The sequence below is a fragment of the Aquabacterium sp. genome, from assembly GCF_050725395.1.
Taxonomy (GTDB): Bacteria; Pseudomonadota; Gammaproteobacteria; order Burkholderiales; family Burkholderiaceae_C; genus Aquabacterium.
In genome coordinates, this window is the sequence record NZ_JBOHHL010000052.1 from 1 (window position 1) to 19,062 (window position 19,062).

Consider the following 19,062-nt stretch of genomic DNA (forward strand, 5'->3'; position numbering starts at 1 on the left):
TGGGCACGGCGGCCGTCTTTGCGGAAGTCTTGCTGAGCCGGGGGCGGCGGCCGCTGGTCGTTGCGCGGATCAGGACGGCGGTCATCGAAACGCTGAGGCGCTGGACCACGCGGGCGGTCATCGCGGGGCCTTGCCGATGCTGGGCGATCGCGCTCATCGCGGCGTGGCGCCTGCGGGGCCTGGCGTTCACCCGGCCAGCGCGATGGGTCCCGTGGGGGAGACGAACGCGAAGCTGAAGGCACAGGCGCTTGCGCAGCCGCTTTGGCCGCTTCCTCACGCGCCTTGGCGGCCTGCTCGGCTTCCTCGACGGTCATGCGCTTGCGAGGGGCCGAGCCTGCACCGCGCACGGGCGGGCGCCGGGGCGCGAAAGCATCGCGTTCGGCATCGGGTGTCGCTGGCTTGTTGGCCAGGATGATTTTCTTGCGTTCGGTCATGGGGGGCCTTCTTGTCGTTCAGCGGCCGCGCATGAACAGGGCGTCGAGTTCACGCATGGAAAGTTGCCGCCAGGTGGGGCGACCGTGGTTGCATTGGTCCGCGCGGTCGGTGGCTTCCATGTCGCGCAGCAGTGCGTTCATCTCGGTGATGGTGAGCTGCCGGTTGGCGCGCACGGCGCCGTGGCAGGCCATGGTGGCCAGCAATTCATGCTGCGCGCGCTTGATCACGTCGCTGGCATCGAGTTGCGCCAGTTCGGCCAGCACCGAGCGGGCCAGGTCCACGCCATCGGCCTGGGTCAGGGCCAGTGGCACTGAACGCAGGGCCAGCGTGGTGGGGCCAAGCGCGTCGATGTCCAGGCCCAGGCTGATCAAAGCCTCGCGTTGTGATTCGGCGGTGGCGATTTCTTGCGGTGTGGCGGCGAAGCTTTGCGGAATCAACAGGGGCTGGCTTTCCAGCCGCTCGTGCGCCAGTTGGGCTTTCAGGCGTTCGTACACGATGCGCTCGTGGGCGGCGTGCATGTCGACGATGACCAGGCCTTGGGCGTTCTCGGCCAGCACGAACACGCCGCCGACCTGGGCCAGGGCGCGGCCCAGGGGCCATTCGTGCGACGGTGTTTCAAGAGATGGCTGTGCGGTGGTTTGTGCGCCGAGGGGCGTCGATGCCGGCCTGAGCGAGTCGGGCGAGAAGCCGAACGAGGTGGGCTGGTCTTGCTCGGATGCCGCGCGACCGAAGTTGGACACGGGCATGCGCTCCGACGCCAGGAAGGACGGTGATGCAGCGGCATCGGCCTGCGGCCAGCCGGTCCACCGGCGTTCTGGTGAGGCATCGGCTGGGCGTTGCCAGGCCAGTGGGCTTTGCTGGTTGACGGACAAAGGCGCCTGCACCGATGAAGGCAGGGGCCCGTCGACGGGCGACGATGCCGGCCATGCGCCACCCACCGCGGTGGACGAAGACGATGCCGCCTCGCCCGCTGCCGGCGTCGTGGCGCGCGACAAGGCCAGCGCGGCTTCCACCGACTTGCGCACCGCCTGGTGCACCTCGCGTGAATCGCGGAAGCGCACTTCGATCTTGGTCGGGTGCACGTTCACATCGACGCGGTCGGGCGCGATCTCGATGAACAACACGTACGTGGGCTGGCGCGAGCCGTGCAGCACATCTTCGTACGCCGCGCGCACGCCATGGCTCAACAGCTTGTCGCGCACATGGCGGCCATTGACGTAGAAATACTGCTGGTCGGCGCGCGAGCGGGCCGCGTCGGGCAGGCCGGTGTAGCCGTACACCCGCATCGGGCCCATGCTCAGCTCGACCGCACGCGAGGTCGACATGAAGTCGTCGCCCAGCACATCGACCATGCGCTGGTCGGGTGAACCAGCGCGCCATTGCTCCACCAGCTTGCCTTCGTGCCACACGGCAAAGCCCACGTCCGGCCGGGCCAGGGCGTGGCGCCGCACGGCTTCCAGGCAATGGGCCAACTCGGTGCCTTCCGTTTTCAGAAACTTGCGGCGGGCCGGTGTGCTGAAAAACAGTTCGCGCACCTCGACGCTGGTGCCCACGCCGCGCGCGGCCGGGCTCAGTTCACCCGACCGGGCATCCAGCCGGTGCGCATGAGCGTCTTCGGCCGTGCGGCTGGAAATCGCCATGTCCGACACGGAAGCGATCGCCGCCAGCGCCTCGCCCCTGAAACCCATGGTGGCCACACTTTCCAGGTCGTGCAATGAGCCAATCTTGCTGGTGGCGTGGCGCTTCAAGGCCAAGGGCAGCTCGTCAATCGGGATGCCGCTGCCATCGTCCTCGACCAAAATCTGGCGGATGCCGCCGGCCAGCAGCTTGACGGTGATCTGGCGCGAGCCCGCGTCCAGGGCGTTGTCCACCAGTTCGCGCACCACCGAAGCAGGGCGCTCGACCACCTCGCCAGCCGCGATCTGGCTGATGAGTTCGTCGGGCAATTCGCGGATGTTTCGGCGGGCGGAGGAGGTCGTCATCAAGGGATTGTACGAAGCCCCCGATAATGCGGGCATGGACATCGCTCAATTCCTCCTGGATTTCATCCTCCACGTCGACCAGCACCTGGCAGATTTCGTTCAAAACTACGGTGCCTGGGTCTATGCCCTGCTGTTCGTGATCGTGTTCGTGGAAACCGGTTTGGTGGTGATGCCGTTCCTGCCGGGCGATTCACTGCTGTTCATCGTGGGCACACTGGCCGGCTCGGGCGCCATGAGCCTGCCGGTGGCGATCGCCGTGCTGCTGGTGGCCGCCGTGCTGGGCGACCAGGTCAACTACACCATTGGCCGCACCATCGGGCCCAAGGTCTTCCAGTGGGAAAACTCCCGCTGGTTCAACCGCCGCGCCTTTGACGCGGCCCACAACTTCTACGAAAAGCATGGCGGCATCACCATCATCCTGGCGCGCTTCATGCCTTTCGTCCGCACCTTTGCGCCCTTCGTGGCCGGTGTGGCGCAGATGAACCGTGCCACCTTCACCGCCTACAACGTGGTCGGTGCGCTGATCTGGGTCGTGGGGTTGACGGTGGTGGGCTACCTGTTCGGCAACATCCCGCTCGTGCAGCAGCACCTGAGCAAGATCATCTGGGCGATGATCCTGGTCCCCGGCGTGCTGGCGATCTTCGGGGGCTGGCGCGCCAGCCGCAAAGAGAAGCAGAAGCTCGCGGCCTGAGGATGGCGGCGTCCAGCCCGGCGCCTCACCCCGGTGGCCGCGTGTCCGGCGCTGGCACGGTCGACACCCCTTGCTGCCGCGCCGCGGCCTCTTGGGCCCGCATGGCCCGGGTGAAGCCCTCGCGGGCTTTCAAGCGCTGAAAGTAGGCGGCCACGGCGGGCGTGAAGCGCTCGTGCAGGCCCAGGTGTTCGGCCAGGACCAGGGCATAGCCCACCGACACGTCCGCCGCCGTGAATCGGCTGGCGCACACGTGGTCTTGAGAGGCCAGCAGGGGCTCCAGCGTGCGCAGGCGTGCCAGAAACCACTTGCCATAGTCCTCGGCGACCTGGGGCTGGCGCCGTTCGGCCGTTTCGAAGCGCCCATAGCGCAGCACCAGGGTCTGCGGGAAGGTGAGGGTGGCCTCGCCGAAATGCAGGTAGTTCAGGTAGGCGCCGTAGTCCGCCTCGTCCACGCCCACGTCCAGTTGCCCCGGTGAAAACGTGCCGCCAGGTACTGGCAGATCGCGGCCGATTCGGTCATGCGCGTGTTCTGGTCCGAGAAGGCCGGCACGGTGCCCAGCGGGTTGAGCTCCAGGAACGGCCGCGCCAGCGCCCGGGGCGGGAAGGGCAGCATCTTCAGTTCGTAGGGCAGGCCCAGTTCTTCGAGCATCCACAGGGGACGCAAGGAGCGGGCGCTCATGCAGTGGTGCAGGGTGATCATGGCGGCAGTATGCCGCCAGGGGCATTGCCCCTCGATACAATGGCGCCCCTCACCACCGCTTTGGTAATCCGCCGTGTCCGACCGCCTTTTCGTCATGTCGCAGTACGTCCTGCCCAAGCAGGCCCTGACCGCTTTTGCCGGGCGCATGGCGTCGGTCAAAGGCGGCGCGCTGACCACCGCTTTCATCCGCTGGTTCGTCGGGCGTTATGGCGTGAACATGGCCGAGGCCGCCAACCCCGACATCGCCAGCTACCCCACCTTCAACGAGTTCTTCACCCGCCCCCTGAAACCGGGCGCGCGGCCCTTGGCCTCGGCCGACCTGATCTGCCCGGTCGATGGCGCGGTCAGCCAGGTCGGGCCCATCGCCGGCGACCAGGTCTTCCAGGCCAAGGGCCACCACTATTCGACGCAAGCGCTGGTGGGCGGCGACGCCTTGCTGGCCGCGCAGTTCCAGGATGGGCACTTCGCCACCATCTACCTGAGCCCGAAGGATTACCACCGCATTCACATGCCTTGCGATGGGCGGCTGACCCGCATGATCTATGTGCCCGGTGACCTGTTCTCGGTGAACCCGGCCACGGCGCGCGGCGTGCCAGGCCTCTTCGCCCGCAACGAGCGCGTGGTCTGTGTGTTCGAGACCGTGCATGGCCCCTTCGTGCTGACCCTGGTGGGCGCCACCATCGTGGGCAGCATGGCGACGGTGTGGCATGGCGTGGTCAACCCGCCACGCACGAAGGACGTGCGCGAATGGCGCTACACCGACCAGTCCATCGTGCTGAAGAAGGGCGATGAAATGGGCCGCTTCCTGTTGGGCTCGACCGTGGTGATGCTCTTCCCCAAAGGCCCCTTGACCTTCAACCCGGCCTGGGCCTCCACCGGTCCGGTCCGCCTGGGTGAAGTCATGGCCAACCGGGTCGATGCCTGACATGCTGGACATCGTCCACGAGTCCTTCTACAAGTTCGTCGCCATCGCCGACCCCGAGGCCTGCACCGTCGCCCTGCGCGAGATCACGCAAGGCCTGACTGGCAGCATCCTGGTGGCCACCGAAGGCATCAACGGCATGGTCGCGGCCACGCCCGAAGCGCTGGACGCCTTCCACGCCGCCTTGGTGGAAGACCCGCGCCTGACCGGCCTGTTCGGCGGCATCCACTTCAAGCGCAGCCCCTGCAAAACCCGGCCCTTCTTCAAGATGAAGGTGCACCACAAGCCCGAGATCCTGCCCCTGGGCGTGGCCGGCGTGGACGCCATCAACCGGACCGGCATCAACCTCGGCCCGCGCGAATGGCGCGAGCTGATCGCGCAAGACGACGTGGTGCTGATCGACAACCGCAACAGCTTCGAATTCAAGCTGGGGCGCTTCAAGAACGCGGTCGATCCGCAAGTGCACCACTTCCGCGACCTGCCCCGGTACATCGAAGCGCACGTTGACGAATGGAAAGCGCAAGGCAAGCGCGTGGCCATGTACTGCACGGGCGGCATCCGCTGCGAGAAGACCAGCGCCTGGATGCTGGACATGGACCTCCCTGTCTACCAGCTCGAAGGCGGCATCCTGAATTACTTCGCCGAGATGCCCGACGCCGACCGGGACTGGGAAGGCGAGTGCTTCGTCTTCGACAACCGCATCGCGCTCGACACGCACCTGCAGCAGACCGACACCACCGCCGAAGACGTCTACGCGGGCGACCCGGACGAGCTGTGGCGCCTGCAGCGCGCCAAGCGCCTGGCCAAAGGCAGCCGGTAGTCCGCATGGCCACCAAGCCGCTTCCCTTGCCCACCAGGGACGGCGTCGGCCCCAGTTGCGTGGCGGTGCCGGCCGGGCCTTGGCCCACCCTGGCCCAGTTCCTGCGGCAGCAGTTCCCGGCCATCGATCCTGCCATCTGGGCCGCCCGCATCGAAGCGGGCGAGGTGGTCGATGAACATGGCGTGCCGGTCACCTTGCAGCGGGCCTTCCAGCCCGGCATCCGCCTGTACTACTACCGCTCGCTGCCTGCCGAGACGGCGCTGCCGTTCGACGAAGTCGTGCTGTTCCAGGATGAACACCTGGTGGCCGTCGACAAGCCGCATTTCATGCCCGTCACGCCCGGTGGCCGCTACCTGCAGCAGACGCTGCTGGTGCGGCTCAAGCGCAAACTCGGCATCGACACCCTGGCGCCCATCCACCGCCTGGACCGCGAGACGGCCGGCGTCGTGCTGTTCTCCATCCAACCGTCCACGCGAGGCGCCTACCAGGGCGTGTTCTCGCAACGCACCGCCACCAAGCACTACGAGGCCATCGCACCGTGGCGCCCCGACCTGGCCTGGCCCCTGACCCGCCAAAGCCGCCTAGAAGAAGACGAGCATTTCATGCAGATGCGCGAGGTGCCTGGCGAGCCCAACACCAGCACCCACATCGAGGTGCTGAAAGTGCAGGGCGACCTGGCCCTGTACCGCCTCAGCCCCATCACCGGCCGCAAGCATCAATTGCGCGTGCACTGCGCCGCCCTGGGCATGCCCATCGTCAACGACCTGATCTACCCCCGCCTGAGGGCGCAGGACAGCGACGACCACGCTCGTCCTTTGCAACTGCTGGCCAAGCACCTCGAATTCACCGACCCCATCACCGGCCAGCACCGCCACTTCACCAGCCAGCAAACCCTGCGGCTGGAATGAGGCCCTTTTTCACGCCCTCATCCCGCCTTGCTCGGCTGTGCCTGCGCTGAAAATCGGACACTCAGCTTTTGTGATCGGAGCAGCGCCAGGCGATGAACACGGCGGACAGCCCTTTGGACGACCCCGACAAGACCGTCGTGGCGCCAGCCTGCCCGAAGGACGATGACCTGACCGTCATCGACCCGCTCTGGTTGCAGAAAGCGGCCACCGTCCCGGTGCCCCCACCCATGCCGGCGCCACAGCGCTCCCCGCAAGCCCAGGCCGCCGGTTCGGCCCTGGCCCTGCCGCCCGGCTTCCGCCTGCACGAATACCGCATCGACCGCGTGCTGGGCCAGGGCGGCTTCGGCATCACCTACCTGGCCACCGACGTCAACCTCAACTCGCGTGTCGCCATCAAGGAATACCTGCCGGAAGAGATCGCTTTCAGATCATCCGGCAAGACGGTCTCGGCCCACTCCACGCGCCACCGCGAGCGCTACCAGAACGGGCTCGACAGTTTTCTGATCGAGGGCCGCACGCTGGCCACCTTCCGCCACCCGAACATCGTGCGCGTGGCCCGTTTCTTCGAGGCCCACCAGACCGCCTACATGGTCCTCGAATACGAGCGCGGCAGCCCGCTCAAGGACTGGTGGCCCAAGCACGCCCACCAGGGTGAGAAGGAGCTCTCGCTGCTCTTGCAGCCCTTGCTGGACGGTCTGTCGGTGGTGCACGCCGCTGGCTTCCTGCACCGCGACATCAAGCCCGACAACATCCAGGTGCGCCAATCCGACGGCTCGCTGGTGCTGCTGGATTTCGGTTCGGCCCGCCAGGCCGTGGGTGCCTCTGAACAAGCCGACATCGCCGTCACGCCTGGCTACGCACCCATCGAGCAATACGAGGATGGCCACCAGGGCGCCTGGACCGACATCTACGCGTTCGGCGCCACCCTGTACTGGCTGGTCACCGGCAAGAAGCCGCCCGATGCCCTGGACCGCCAGATGGCCCCGCAAGACCCCTTGGTGCCCGCCACGCAGGCCGGCCAGGGTCGCTACAGCCCGCAGTTCCTGGGCGCCATCGATTGGGCCTTGCAGCTCGACCCCGCACAACGCCCGCAAGACATCGCTTCATGGCGGCGCGCGCTGTTCGCGGCCCACGCTGCCAGCATGGGTCTGCAAGAGGCCTTGCGCGCCGACGATGCGTCACACCACCTGGACCTGCCTGGTTGGGCCCTGATCAAGAAGTCGCCCCGCCTGTTGAAAGCCCGGCTGGGCGTCTACCTGCGTGGCGTGCTGTCGCCTGCGTCCTGGCCGCTGGCGCTCAAGATGACCCTGGCCATGGTGCTCACGGCGCTCATGCCCATGATGATCACGGCCTACTACAACCTCAACGCCAGCCTGGCCACGGTGTCCGCCAGCGAATTGCAGAACCTGGAGCAACTGGCCCGCAGCACGGCCGGGCGCCTGTCGCAGCTCATCAATGACAGCCAGAGCCTGGCGCGGGCCATGGGCAGCGATGCCGACTTCAGGGATTTCCTGGCCCAGCCGGTGGCGGCACGCCAGCCCGCCATCAAGGCCAAGGTGGACGCGCTGGTCGGCGCCAACCCCGACATCCTGCTGGTCATGGTGATGGACACCCAGGGCACGGCGGTGGTGTCGAGCGATGCCAGCGTCATGGGCAGGAACTTCAAGTTCCGCGACTATTTCAAGGCCGCCATGGCGGGCCGGCCGCACACCACGGGCATCGCCGTGGGCGCGGTCACGGGCACGGCGGGCGTGTTCTTCGCCCACCCGGTGTTCGATGAGCAGCGCGCGGTCATCGGCGCGGTGGTGCTGCGCTTGCGCGCGTCAGCCATCGTGTCCATCCTCAACGAGGTGCAAGAGGGCTCGATGCGCGAACCCTTCCTGGTCGATGGGGATGGCGTGTTGATTTACCACCCGGACGCGGACATGCTCTACAGCAGCCTGGCCGACCTGCCGGCCGCGAAACTGGCCGAGATCCGCGCCGACCAGCGATTTGGCCATGCCAAGGTGAACAGCCTGCGCATGCCCGGGTTGGCTGGCGTGGTGGTAGGTGCGCAGCACTTGGGCCATGTGCGCTACCACTCCACCGTTTCGCGCGAAAGCGAGATCGCCGGCTACGCGCCCGTGCTGGGCCACGACTGGGTGGTCGGGGTGAGCGAATCCGAAAAGGATTTCGAGGCCCCCCTCACGCGCCTCTACACCCAGCTGGCCTGGAGCGTTGGCCTGGTGGGTTTGCTCTTCACCGGCCTGGCCTTGCTGTTCGCCCGCAGCATCGTCCAACCCATCAGGGCCTTGACCCGCGCGGCCCATGCCTTGAAGAACGGCGACTACGCCAAGGCCAGCCTCACGGTCAAATCACGTGACGAGATCGGCCACCTGTCGCGCACCTTCAACGTGTTGATCGACGTGCTGCGCCAACGCGAACGCGAGCGCAAGCACTGATGAACTGAAGAACGGAACCGGCCGATCACAAGGCGCGGTTGCGCGCCATCGGCGGGTTCTTGGCGAAGTAGCGCTGGATGCCTGTCAGCAGGGCATCTGCCATCTTGGCCTGGTAATCCTCGTCGCGGAGCTTGGTTTCTTCTTCCGGGTTCGAGATGAAGCCCGTTTCCACCAGCACCGAGGGGATGTCCGGCGCCTTCAGCACCGCGAAGCCCGCCTGTTCGACCTTGCCTTTGTGCAGGCGCCCGATCTTGCCCAGATTGCCCAAGATGGCGTTGCCCAGCTTCAGGCTGTCCTTGATCTGCGCGGTGGTGGACATGTCCAGCAGTGCGCGCATCACCGAGGCGTCCTTGGCCTTGATGTTGACGCCACCGACCATGTCGGACGCGTTTTCCTTCTTGGCCATCCAGCGCGCGGCGGCGCTCGACGCGCCGTTCTCGGACAAGGCGAACACCGAGGCGCCGCGCGCCTGCGGGTTCAAAAAAGCATCGGCGTGGATGGACATGAAGAGGTCGGCCTGCACCCGGCGCGCCTTGGTCACGCGCTCGTTCAGCGGCACGAAGTAATCGGACTCGCGCGTGAGCATGGCGCGCATGCCGGGTTGCGCATTGATGCGCGCGCGCAGCAGCTTGGCGATCGACAGCACCACGTCTTTTTCGTAGAGACCGCTGGGGCCGATGGCGCCCGGGTCTTCGCCGCCATGGCCCGCGTCCAGCGCGATGATGACGAGGCGTTGGGTGGCCAGCCGGGCATCGGTGCTGGGTGCTTCCGCCTCCGAGGCCTTGTCCGCCGATTTGTCGGACCCCTTGGCAGGCGGCGCTGCGCGCGCCACAGCCCGGTCGTTGCTGCGTTGCCGGATGTCGCCGATGAAATCGCCCAGGGCGTCGTTGACGGCGCTGGCGGCCTGGTCGGATGCGCTGCGGCTGTTGCTGCCCAGGTTGATGGACGGCGCCGAGGCACCGCCGCCTGGCGACGAGGCCGTGGCCTCGCTGCCGCTGGACGATGACGCCGTGGGCGCGTTGTTGGCCGCCGCCGAGCCTGTCGAATGCAAGGCGAGGCGCGGGTCGGCGTCCACCACCGAATACAAGTCGAACACCATGCGGTGCTGGTAGGCCGCCACCGGGGCCAGCGTGAACACCTGCGGCTTGACGGGCTGCTTCAGGTCCAGCACCAGGCGCACCACGTCGGGCTTGTATTGGCCGGCGCGCACCTTGGCGATGTAGGGGTCGTCGGCGCGGACCTTGCTCACCAGCTCGCGCAGTTGCATGTTCAGTTCCAGGCCTTCGATGTCGACCACCAGCCGGCTGGGGTTGACCACCAAAAAATGCTTGGCCTTCAAGGGCGTGTCGGATTCGAGCGTGACGCGGGTGTAGTCGGACGCCGGCCACACGCGCACGGCCATGATCTGCGCGCCGCGGGCCAGTTGCATCGGGCCGAGCAACATCACCAGGGTGCCTTGCGCCCCGCGCTTCAAGACTTGACGTCGGTTCAGGTCATCCATGGGGCGTGCCCTCCTGAATCAATCGTGACAGCCAGGCCTGGCCTTGGTCCGTGCCTGCCTCTACTTGCACTTGCCGCTGGGTTTCATCCACCGAGCTCAGGTTCAGCCGCAGGTCGGGTGGGGGCAGCAGGCCAGCGGCCTTGTCGGGCCATTCCACCAGCTTCAAGCCCGCGCTGCCGAACAGGTCGCGGAAGCCCGCGTCTTCCCATTCCTGCGGGTCGTTGAACCGGTAGAAGTCGAAATGCCAGATCGGCAGCCCACCTTCGGCCTCGTGGGGTTCCACCACCGCGTAGCTGGGGCTCTTGATGCGGCCCTCGACGCCCAGGGCGCGCAACAGGTGCCGCGTGAACGTGGTCTTGCCCGCGCCCAAGGTGCCTCGCAGTTCGATGATCGCGGACCCGCCTTGCTGCAGCACCGGTTTCAGGGTGCCCGCCCACTGTCCGGCCATGGCGGCACAGGCCGCTTCGTCAGACCAGAAGAAATCGCCGCGCATCCAGGGGCGGCTCGTGGGTTGGGGCGGGGTGCTTGTTAGGATCGTCACATGCGTCAGGAACTGCGGCCAAGCCTGTCAGAAGGCACTTCAACACCGGGTTTGGACCTCGGTGAGGTGCTGACACGCTTGCGAACGTGGGCCTCGGAGTTGGGATTTTCGCAGATTGGGGTCGCGGACGTGGACTTGTCAAGTGCCGAGGCCGGTTTATTGGACTGGTTGGCGCGTGGTTTCCACGGTGACATGCACTACATGGCCGCCCATGGGCTCAAAAGAGCCCGCCCGGCCGAACTGGTGCCGGGCACCGTGCGGGTCATCACCGCGCGCATGGATTACCTGCCCGGGGCCACGCCGGAGGGCTGGCAAGCCATCGAGTGGGACCGCCTGGCCCGCCCTCTGGATGCCACCGTGTCGGTCTACGCGCGGGGCCGGGACTATCACAAGGTGCTGCGCGCCAGGCTGCAAACCTTGTCCGACCGATTGGCCGCGCACCTGGGGCCGTTTGGCCACCGCGTGTTCACCGATTCCGCCCCGGTCATGGAGGTGGAGCTGGCCAGCCGCAGCGGATTGGGGTGGCGCGGCAAGCACACGCTGCTGTTGTCGCGCGACGCGGGGTCGACCTTCTTCCTGGGCGAGATCTACGTGGACCTGGCCTTGCCGCTGACAGCGCCCGAGACCGCGCACTGCGGCTCTTGCCAGTCGTGCATGGACGTGTGCCCGACCCAGGCCATCGTTGGCGAGCGGCAGGTGGACGCGCGGCGCTGCATCTCTTACCTGACCATCGAACATGGCGGTCCCATCCCGCTGGAGTTGCGCCCGCTGATGGGCAACCGCATCTACGGTTGCGACGATTGCCAGCTGATCTGCCCCTGGAACAAGTTCGCGCAGCGCGCGCAAGTGCCCGATTTCGACGCGCGGGCCGTGTTCGACGCACCCACCCTGTTGCAGCTGTGGGCCTGGGACGAAGCCACCTTCATGCGGACCCTGGAAGGCAGCCCCATCCGCCGCATCGGTTTTGCCAAATGGCAGCGCAACATCGCCGTCGCCTTGGGCAACGCGCTGCGGGCCACGGGTGATGCCGAGGTCCGGGCAGCCTTGCAGCAATGGCTGGCCGCGCCTCCGGCTGGGGCCGGTGCAGACCTGGTAGGCGAGCATGTGCGGTGGGCCTTGCAGTCGCCGCTTGTGTGAGAAATGTCGCTTTGCCTTGGCTTGGAGGCAGGCAGGGAGGCTGCAAATTCTGCATGATCTGTCCACTCGGCGAGTTGGCCGAGGATCAATCAGCAGGGAGCTACTTTGAATCATCGGAACACCGTTTTCGGACTGGCCCTGGTCGGGTCCATCGCCTTAGGTGCGGCAGCACATGCGGCAACACTGCGCTTTGTCTACAAAGGCACGGTCATCTACACCGACCATTCGCTGTCGGGCGTGGAGGTGGGCACGGTGTTCACCGGCACGTTCAGCTATGACACGGCCACGGTGGCCGACTACGACTTCGGCAGCTCGGCCAACTACACCAACCTGGCACCTCATCAATTCACCGCCACGGTGGCGGGGCACCAGATTTCTTCAAATGGTGTCAGCACCTACGTGGTCGACAATTTTGGCGGCAACGTCGAGGATGGTGTCACCATCTCGGGCGGCTACCCGATGTCGGTGGATGGCGGTGTGTTCGAAAATGGCAGCCTGGGCCTGACGGTGTACAGCGGGCCGGGCCAGACGGGGGTGCTGACCAGCACGGCCCAGCCCTTGAATCTGGATGTGAAGGCCTTCAATGCGGGCAACACCTTGAACTATGGCTGGGTGCAGAGAGACGGTGGCCAGACAGGCGGCATCATCGGCTTCACCATCGACAACATCGCGCGCGTCTGTCCGGTGAGCCACGAGGTGGTGAGCACGCAGGGAGGCACCTTCAATGCCACGGTGACCGTGACCAACCAGGGCGCCCAACCGGTGTCCGGCTGGTCGGTTCAGTGGACGTACAAGTCAGCGACGATTCTGGCGAAAATCAAGAACGCCACCATTGCACAATCTGGCTTCAAGAACTTCACCGCCTTCCCGCTGCCCGGTAGCAAAGCCATCGCGCCAAACGGCTCCGTGACCTTCAGCTTCATGGGTACGAAGATCTCGGGACTGCCGGTGTTGAGCGGCATGACGCTCAAGATGGGTGGGCAGTCCTGCACGCTCCCTTGAGGTTCAGGGTTTCATGTCGAGGGCGTGCCGGCCTGCCACCAGCGTCTTGACACGACGCAAACCAGCGCGTCGATGCTGGCGATGTCGCTCAGGTCGATGGCCTCGGGCTGACCGCCCTGAAGGGGCAGCACCACCAGGCTGTCATCGCGCTGGTGCATCAGTTCGCGGATCAGCAGGCGCCCATCGTTCATCGTGAGGATGAGGTGGTCTTCGGCGGGCAGGGGGGCGGCGGCGGTTTGCAGCAGCAGGTATTGGCCATCCCGGGCATAGGGCGACAAGGCGTTGCCCTTGACCTTGGCGGCCCAGAGGTTCTCGGCCGCCAAAGGGGTCAGCACATGGCCATCGGCCTGGCCTGAGGCGAGGCCTTCCAGCACCTCGATGCTGCCATCGGCCCCGAGGCGGTAGGTGCGCAGCACGGGCGCGTGAACAGCGGGACCGATGTCATAGCGAGATGGCGATTCATGGAGCCGAAGCCCGCCTTGTCGAAGTCCGCCTTGTTCCAGTGCCACCGCCTGCCCATGCCCCGTGGCCAACCAATCGGCCGACACGCGCAGTTCGCGGGCCAGCGCTGCGGTGTGCGTGCTGCCTTGCGCATTCGATTCGGCATGGCAGAGGTACTGGATCGATTGAGGCTTCACACCCACTGCCCGCGCCAGCTCGCTCTGGTTCGTTTTGCCGGCGCGGTTCATGGCCCACAAGAGGCGTCCGGTGAAAGTCTTCCATTCGTTCATGGCGCAAATGCTACAAAGCTATTTGTGGCATGACTTGCAAAAATATGTGCAATGAACTACAAATTGGTCTGCAGATGGGAGAGAAAAATGACACCTCAGGAAGCGCTCAAAAAAGCCGTGACCATCGTGGGCTCGCAAGCCCGCTTGGCGCGCGAAATCGGCGGCGGCATCACGCAGGCCCATGTCTCCTACTGGATGACGCAGGCCCCGGTGGTGCCCGCCGAACACTGTCCGTCCATCGAGCGCATCGTCGGCAAGGCGGTGCGCTGCGAAGAACTCAATCCACGCGTCGATTGGTGGGTGCTGCGAAGTTAGCGGCCTTCAGTTTCTTCCCACCCCCGACGGACCCACAAGCTCAGGGCGCCCGCGCGATGTGAATGCGCGGGGCAGGCTGCTCCTCCCCATGCCATCCCCTGTGCATGCGGCCTGTTTGTCCTGATGGCGGGGGTGGGCTTTTTTTTCAGCTGTTCACCAGCACGACCTTGCCGCGCACCTGGCGTGCGCCCATCAGCGCGAAGGCTTCCTTCAGTTGCGACATGGGCAGCTTGTGCTCGATCAGTGGCTTGATCTTGCCTTCCATGTACCAGGCGGCCAGTTGCATCAGGCAGGCGGCGTTGTTCTGCGGCTCGCGCTTGGCAAACTCGCCCCAGAACACGCCCATGATCGACGCGCCTTTCAGCAGCGCCAGGTTCAGAGGCAAGGCGGGGATGGTGCCATTGGCAAAGCCGATGACCAGGTAGCGGCCGCGCCAGCCAATGGAGCGGAAGGCCGCTTCGGTCAGGTCGCCACCCACCGGGTCGTAGACCACGTCGGGCCCTTTGCCGCCGGTCAGCGTCTTCAACTCGTCGCGCAGGTTTTGCGTGGCGTAGTTGATGGTGTCGTCGGCGCCCAGTTGTTTGCACAGCGCGCACTTCTCGTCGCTCGACGCGGCGGCGATCACCTTGGCGCCCGCGGCTTTGGCGATCTGGATGGCGGCCGTGCCCACGCCGCCGGCGGCGCCCAGCACCAACACCGTTTCGCCCGCCTTCAAGGCGGCGCGGTCCATCAGCGCGTGGTAGGAGGTGCCATAGGTGCACAAAAACGCGGCAGCGTCTTCAAACGAAAACGCGGGCGGCAAAGGCATCAGCATCGCGGCGGGCGCGACGGTGTGCGTGCCAAAGCCGCCCGTGCCGGCAAAGCCCGCCACCTGCGTGCCCACGGCCAAATGCTTGACGCCTTCACCCACGGCCTCGACCACGCCGGCGAACTCGGCGCCGGGCACGAAGGGCGGGTTGGGCTTCATCTGGTACTTGCCCTGCACGATCAGCAGGTCGGGGAAGTTCAGGCTGGCGGCCTTGATGGCCACGCGCACTTCGCCCTTGCCCGGTTCGGGCGTGGGGCTTTCTTTCCAGGTCAGGGCATCGACGCCGGTGGGGTCGTCACAGGTCCAGGCTTGCATGGTGTCTTGTCTCCTACACGGGTTGTTTGGTGAACGTGTTGCATTGGTTGATGTCGCCAGACTCGAAGCCGCGCTTGAACCAGCTCACGCGCTGTTGGCTGCTGCCATGGGTGAAGCTTTCGGGCACCACCTGGCCTTGCGATTTGCGCTGCAGCGTGTCGTCGCCGATTTGCGAGGCGGCGTTCAGGGCTTCTTCGATGTCACCGGCCTCGATGATCTGGCGCGAGCGTTGGGCGCGGTTGGCCCACAGGCCGGCATAGCAGTCGGCCTGCAACTCAAGGCGCACGCTCAGGGCGTTGTACTGGGCCTTGCCGACGCGGCCGCGGGCCTGGTCCAGCTTGGCCGAGGTGCCCAACAGGTTTTGCACATGGTGGCCGACCTCGTGCGCGATCACGTAGGCTTGGGCGAAATCGCCGGGGGCGCCCAGGCGGTCGCGCAGGGTGTCGTAGAAGGCCAGGTCGATGTAGACCTTGTGGTCGGCCGGGCAATAAAACGGGCCCATGGCCGCCTCGCCCCGACCGCAGCCCGTGCTGGTGGCGCCCCGGAAAATCTTCAGCTTGGGTTGCTCGTACTGGCCACCGGCCTGTTTGAAGATGTCGCCCCAGACGTCTTCAGTGTCGGCCAGCACGGTGGCCACGAACTGTACCTGGGGGTCTTTGCTGGGCTGCTGCGGGGCAGACGGGTCGGCCTGCCGGCTGACCTGCGCAGGCGCCGAGCTGCCCACCACGCCGCCACCGCCGCTGAGCATGTTCAGCACCGTCATGGGGTTGATGCCCAGGAAGTAGCTGGCCACCAGGGCGATGGCCACCGTGCCCAGGCTGAGCCCGCCACCGCCGATGGAAAAACCTTGGCGGCCTCCACCCGAGCTGTCGTCCCGGGCATCTTCGACGTTGTCGCTTTGACGGTTGCCTTGCCAGCGCATGGTGAACTCCAAAAGTGGGCCGCCGGCATGGGCGGTGCCTGGGAATGGTAGCAGTGACTAAAATGGCCCCTTGACCTTCTTCGCGATCCCCGTTCGCCCACTTCATGCCCGCTCAAATTTCGGCCGCCCCGCTCCCCGTCGTCATCATCGGTGCGGGCCTGGCGGGCCTCACGGTCGCCTTGCACCTGGCCGAGACGCAACCCGTCATCGTGCTGGCCAAGCGCCAGCTGGAAGAGGCGGCCACGGCCTGGGCGCAGGGCGGCATCGTCGGCGTGCTGGGCAATGACGACAGCATCGGCTCCCATGTGCGCGACACGCAAGAGGCCGGCGCCGGACTGGTCGACGAACACACCGCCGAGTTCATCGCCCGACACAGCGCCCGCGCGGTGCAGTGGCTGGTCGAACGCGGCGTGCCGTTTTCGCCCGACCCCGATGGCCCGCTGGGCCTGCACCTGACGCGCGAAGGCGGCCACGCCGTGCGGCGCATCGCCCATGCGGCCGATGCCACCGGCAAGGCCATCCACGATGTGCTGCTGGCCGAAGTCAAGCGCCACCCCAACATCAGCATGCGCGAGCGCTGGATGGCCGTGGACCTGATCACCGACCGCCATTTGCGCAAGGGCGGCGCGCCATCGGCCAACACGCAGCGCTGCCACGGCGTCTACGCGCTCGACATCGAAACCCACCGCGTCGAGACCCTGCCGGCTTCGGCTGTGGTGCTGGCCACCGGCGGCGTGGGCAAGGTCTACCGCTACACCAGCAACCCGGACACCGCCACGGGCGATGGCATCGCCATGGCCTGGCGCGCTGGCTGCCGCGTCGGCAACATGGAGTTCATCCAGTTCCACCCGACCTGCCTCTACCACCCCCAAGAGCGCAGCTTCCTGATCACCGAGGCCCTGCGCGGCGAAGGCGCTTACCTGCGCCTGCCCGATGGCACGCGCTTCATGCCCGCGCACGACGAACGCGGTGAACTTGCCCCGCGCGACATCGTCGCCCGCGCGATCGACTTCGAGATGAAGAAGCACGGCCTGGACCACGTCTGGCTGGACGCCACGCACCTGGGCGAGGCCTTCCTGAAAGAACACTTCCCCACCATCCACGCGCGTTGCCTGAGCCTGGGCATCGACATCGCCACGCAATTCATCCCCGTGGTGCCGGCCGCGCACTACACCTGCGGTGGCGTGGTGACCGACCTTCAGGGCCGCACCGACCTGCCCGGACTCTATGCGGTGGGCGAGACCACCTACACCGGCCTGCACGGTGCCAACCGCCTGGCCAGCAACTCGCTGCTCGAATGCGTGGTGCTGGGCCGCACCTGTGCCGACGACATCCAGGCTCAACAGCCGCCCAAAAGCCCAGCTTTGCCCGGCTGGGATGAAAGCCAGGTGTCCGATGCCGACGAGGAAGTCGTCATTTCGCACAACTGGGATGAACTGCGCCTGGTGATGTGGAACTACGTGGGCATCGTGCGCACCACGCGCCGCCTGGAGCGCGCGCTGCACCGCATCAAGCTGCTGCGCAGCGAGATCGACGACTACTACGCGGCCTTCCGCGTGAGCCGAGATTTGCTGGAATTGCGCAACCTGGTCGATTGCGCCGAGCTGATCGTGCGCTCGGCCCTGTCGCGCCAGGAAAGCCGTGGCCTGCACTACAGCCGCGACTACCCGCGCACCTTGCCGGTCAGCTTCCCGACCATCCTGAGCAAGAAGCCCAAGAAGCGGGACGCCTGGTTGCCTTGACGGGGCCTGGTGTTTCAGCGCCTCGCGCGCATCGCGAAGCGCGCCTGCACGAACTCGCAGGCATAACGCACCGCCTCGGCGATGGCCGTCTCGTTGTCGGCCCGCTCTTTCTCGGTCAGGTAGAACACCAAGTCCACCTCGTGGCGGATGTAGCGCGTGGGCAGGTGGTTGAGCGCCACGCAGGCCACGTCCGGCAACTGGTCTGCGGTCAGCAGTGGGTAAGAGGGCGCGGCCTCGACCACGGCCTCGAAGACCTGGCGTTCGAAATAATTGCGCAGCGATGAGAAATCAGCGGTCATGGGCGGGCCCGTCCTGGAAAGGTGCCTGCCAGTTTCGCGCATCGGGGCCGTTTGCATGAGGCCTTGGCCCTGTTTCGAGACAGGGCTCTGTGCACTATGCCCGCCGCCGGCCCCTTGTCTCAGGCGGTGCCCAGCCGTTCCAGCACCCGCAGCGAGAAATCGACCGCCTTGACGTCCTTGGTCAGCTTGCCGATGGAGATGCGGTCGACGCCCGTGGTGGCAATGGCGCGCAACTGGTCCATGGTCACGCCGCCCGAGGCTTCCAGCAGGGCCTGGCCTTGCGTCAGCTCTTCGTTGAGGGCCACGGCCTGGCGCATCAGGTCCAGGTCGAAGTTGTCCAGCAGCACGCTGACGGCGCCAGCGCTCAGGGCTTCGCGCAACTGGGCCAGGTTTTCCACCTCAATCTGGATGCTGATCTGGTCACGCAAGGGCTGGGCCTGGGCCGCGACCAAAGCCTGGGCATTGCGCAAGGCCTGCGTCACGCTGCCGGCCGCCGCGATGTGGTTCTCTTTGATGAGGATGCCGTCGTACAGGGCCAGGCGTTGGTTGGCGCCGCCACCCACGCGCACCGCGTACTTCTGGGCCAGGCGCAAGCCCGGCAGCGTCTTGCGGGTGTCGAGCACCACGCAGCCGCGTGGGTTGGGCGAGGCGCCTTCGATGGCCTGCATGTGCACGTGCGCCAGGGTGGCCACGGCCGACAAGGTCTGCACGAAGTTGATGCCCGGGCGCTCGGCGGTCAGCAGGGCGCGCGCATCGGCTTCGATCAGGCAGACCTCGGTGTCGGGCGACATCAGGGCGCCTTCGGCATAGGCCCAGGTGATCTGGGCTTGCGGGTCGAGCTTGAACAGGCA

Annotated in this window: 17 protein-coding genes and 2 pseudogenes; 9 read left to right on the top strand and 10 right to left on the bottom strand. The window is 66.3% G+C overall.

Annotation, left to right across the window (positions count from 1 at the left end; translation table 11 throughout):
* Nucleotides 1-434: pseudogene (locus ACREB4_RS19680) on the bottom strand (hypothetical protein); the annotation flags it as partial.
* 18 nt (nucleotides 435-452) lie between these two features.
* Nucleotides 453-2,417, bottom strand: coding sequence for a DNA mismatch repair endonuclease MutL (mutL, locus tag ACREB4_RS19685; protein WP_431589947.1), 1,965 nt, complete (start codon nucleotides 2,415-2,417; stop codon nucleotides 453-455).
* Nucleotides 2,418-2,451: 34 nt separating this feature from the next.
* Between mutL and ACREB4_RS19690 the strand changes: the two genes are divergently transcribed.
* Entirely contained in the window at nucleotides 2,452-3,108 is a 657-nt protein-coding gene (locus ACREB4_RS19690; RefSeq protein WP_431589948.1) for a DedA family protein, read from the top strand.
* A 25-nt stretch (nucleotides 3,109-3,133) separates the two neighbouring features.
* Here the strand turns inward: ACREB4_RS19690 and ACREB4_RS19695 are convergent.
* A pseudogene (locus ACREB4_RS19695) lies at nucleotides 3,134-3,807 on the bottom strand (glutathione S-transferase family protein).
* 73 nt (nucleotides 3,808-3,880) lie between these two features.
* Here ACREB4_RS19695 and asd point away from each other — a divergent pair.
* From asd to ACREB4_RS19715, 4 genes are all read left to right on the top strand, one after another.
* Nucleotides 3,881-4,732, top strand: a complete 852-nt coding sequence (gene asd, locus ACREB4_RS19700; protein ID WP_431589949.1) for an archaetidylserine decarboxylase — start codon at nucleotides 3,881-3,883, stop codon at nucleotides 4,730-4,732.
* 1 nt (nucleotide 4,733) lies between these two features.
* Nucleotides 4,734-5,549 (top strand): rhodanese-like domain-containing protein, encoded by an 816-nt coding sequence (locus ACREB4_RS19705; RefSeq protein ID WP_431589950.1) that lies wholly within the window; start codon nucleotides 4,734-4,736, stop codon nucleotides 5,547-5,549.
* Between the two features lie 5 nt (nucleotides 5,550-5,554).
* Nucleotides 5,555-6,457, top strand: a complete 903-nt coding sequence (locus ACREB4_RS19710) for a pseudouridine synthase (protein ID WP_431589951.1) — start codon at nucleotides 5,555-5,557, stop codon at nucleotides 6,455-6,457.
* Nucleotides 6,458-6,549: 92 nt separating this feature from the next.
* Nucleotides 6,550-8,898 (top strand): protein kinase domain-containing protein, encoded by a 2,349-nt coding sequence (locus tag ACREB4_RS19715; protein ID WP_431589952.1) that lies wholly within the window; start codon nucleotides 6,550-6,552, stop codon nucleotides 8,896-8,898.
* A gap of 25 nt (nucleotides 8,899-8,923) precedes the next feature.
* Here the strand turns inward: ACREB4_RS19715 and ACREB4_RS19720 are convergent, their stop codons facing one another.
* Both ACREB4_RS19720 and tsaE read right to left on the bottom strand, forming a co-directional pair.
* Nucleotides 8,924-10,399 carry an N-acetylmuramoyl-L-alanine amidase gene (locus tag ACREB4_RS19720; RefSeq protein WP_431589953.1) on the bottom strand — a complete coding sequence of 492 codons (1,476 nt, stop codon included), beginning with the start codon at nucleotides 10,397-10,399 and terminating at the stop codon, nucleotides 8,924-8,926.
* Nucleotides 10,392-10,892, bottom strand: a complete 501-nt coding sequence (gene tsaE, locus ACREB4_RS19725; protein WP_431589954.1) for a tRNA (adenosine(37)-N6)-threonylcarbamoyltransferase complex ATPase subunit type 1 TsaE — start codon at nucleotides 10,890-10,892, stop codon at nucleotides 10,392-10,394. Before tsaE ends, ACREB4_RS19720 begins: the two co-directional genes overlap by 8 nt.
* Nucleotides 10,893-11,018: 126 nt before the next feature.
* On the opposite strand from tsaE, the gene queG reads away from it, so the two are divergent.
* Nucleotides 11,019-12,077, top strand: coding sequence for a tRNA epoxyqueuosine(34) reductase QueG (gene queG, locus ACREB4_RS19730; protein WP_431589963.1), 1,059 nt, complete (start codon nucleotides 11,019-11,021; stop codon nucleotides 12,075-12,077).
* A gap of 105 nt (nucleotides 12,078-12,182) precedes the next feature.
* Nucleotides 12,183-13,079 (top strand): cellulose binding domain-containing protein, encoded by an 897-nt coding sequence (locus ACREB4_RS19735; protein ID WP_431589955.1) that lies wholly within the window; start codon nucleotides 12,183-12,185, stop codon nucleotides 13,077-13,079.
* Nucleotides 13,080-13,090: 11 nt separating this feature from the next.
* Here the strand turns inward: ACREB4_RS19735 and ACREB4_RS19740 are convergent, their stop codons facing one another.
* Entirely contained in the window at nucleotides 13,091-13,810 is a 720-nt protein-coding gene (locus ACREB4_RS19740) for a hypothetical protein (RefSeq protein WP_431589956.1), read from the bottom strand.
* A gap of 87 nt (nucleotides 13,811-13,897) precedes the next feature.
* On the opposite strand from ACREB4_RS19740, the gene ACREB4_RS19745 reads away from it, so the two are divergent.
* Complete coding sequence (locus ACREB4_RS19745; RefSeq protein ID WP_431589957.1) at nucleotides 13,898-14,125, top strand: transcriptional regulator; 228 nt, start codon at nucleotides 13,898-13,900, stop codon at nucleotides 14,123-14,125.
* A 145-nt stretch (nucleotides 14,126-14,270) separates the two neighbouring features.
* On the opposite strand, the gene ACREB4_RS19750 is transcribed toward ACREB4_RS19745, so the two are convergent.
* Both ACREB4_RS19750 and ypfJ read right to left on the bottom strand, forming a co-directional pair.
* A complete protein-coding gene (locus ACREB4_RS19750) occupies nucleotides 14,271-15,248 on the bottom strand; it encodes an NADPH:quinone oxidoreductase family protein (RefSeq protein ID WP_431589958.1) in 978 nt (325 codons plus the stop codon).
* Between the two features lie 13 nt (nucleotides 15,249-15,261).
* A complete protein-coding gene (gene ypfJ / locus ACREB4_RS19755) occupies nucleotides 15,262-16,170 on the bottom strand; it encodes a KPN_02809 family neutral zinc metallopeptidase (RefSeq protein WP_431589959.1) in 909 nt (302 codons plus the stop codon).
* 104 nt (nucleotides 16,171-16,274) lie between these two features.
* Between ypfJ and nadB the strand changes: the two genes are divergently transcribed.
* Entirely contained in the window at nucleotides 16,275-17,912 is a 1,638-nt protein-coding gene (gene nadB / locus ACREB4_RS19760) for an L-aspartate oxidase (protein WP_431589960.1), read from the top strand.
* A 14-nt stretch (nucleotides 17,913-17,926) separates the two neighbouring features.
* Here nadB and ACREB4_RS19765 read toward each other — a convergent pair whose 3' ends face one another.
* Nucleotides 17,927-18,211, bottom strand: a complete 285-nt coding sequence (locus tag ACREB4_RS19765; protein ID WP_431589961.1) for a late competence development ComFB family protein — start codon at nucleotides 18,209-18,211, stop codon at nucleotides 17,927-17,929.
* A gap of 119 nt (nucleotides 18,212-18,330) precedes the next feature.
* The coding region (gene nadC, locus ACREB4_RS19770) for a carboxylating nicotinate-nucleotide diphosphorylase (protein ID WP_431589962.1) at nucleotides 18,331-19,062 on the bottom strand (732 nt) is incomplete at its 5' end.

What these genes read in the sequence shown, in the direction of transcription:
- mutL (WP_431589947.1), bottom strand. Translation starts at nt 2,417, where the DNA reads ATGACGACCTCCTCCGCCCGCCGAAACATCCGCGAATTGCCCGACGAA.
- ACREB4_RS19690 (WP_431589948.1), top strand. Translation starts at nt 2,452, where the DNA reads ATGGACATCGCTCAATTCCTCCTGGATTTCATCCTCCACGTCGACCAG.
- ACREB4_RS19705 (WP_431589950.1), top strand. Translation starts at nt 4,734, where the DNA reads ATGCTGGACATCGTCCACGAGTCCTTCTACAAGTTCGTCGCCATCGCC.
- ACREB4_RS19710 (WP_431589951.1), top strand. Translation starts at nt 5,555, where the DNA reads ATGGCCACCAAGCCGCTTCCCTTGCCCACCAGGGACGGCGTCGGCCCC.
- ACREB4_RS19715 (WP_431589952.1), top strand. Translation starts at nt 6,550, where the DNA reads ATGAACACGGCGGACAGCCCTTTGGACGACCCCGACAAGACCGTCGTG.
- ACREB4_RS19720 (WP_431589953.1), bottom strand. Translation starts at nt 10,399, where the DNA reads ATGGATGACCTGAACCGACGTCAAGTCTTGAAGCGCGGGGCGCAAGGC.
- tsaE (WP_431589954.1), bottom strand. Translation starts at nt 10,892, where the DNA reads ATGCGCGGCGATTTCTTCTGGTCTGACGAAGCGGCCTGTGCCGCCATG.
- ACREB4_RS19740 (WP_431589956.1), bottom strand. Translation starts at nt 13,810, where the DNA reads ATGAACGAATGGAAGACTTTCACCGGACGCCTCTTGTGGGCCATGAAC.
- ACREB4_RS19745 (WP_431589957.1), top strand. Translation starts at nt 13,898, where the DNA reads ATGACACCTCAGGAAGCGCTCAAAAAAGCCGTGACCATCGTGGGCTCG.
- ACREB4_RS19750 (WP_431589958.1), bottom strand. Translation starts at nt 15,248, where the DNA reads ATGCAAGCCTGGACCTGTGACGACCCCACCGGCGTCGATGCCCTGACC.
- ypfJ (WP_431589959.1), bottom strand. Translation starts at nt 16,170, where the DNA reads ATGCGCTGGCAAGGCAACCGTCAAAGCGACAACGTCGAAGATGCCCGG.
- nadB (WP_431589960.1), top strand. Translation starts at nt 16,275, where the DNA reads ATGCCCGCTCAAATTTCGGCCGCCCCGCTCCCCGTCGTCATCATCGGT.
- ACREB4_RS19765 (WP_431589961.1), bottom strand. Translation starts at nt 18,211, where the DNA reads ATGACCGCTGATTTCTCATCGCTGCGCAATTATTTCGAACGCCAGGTC.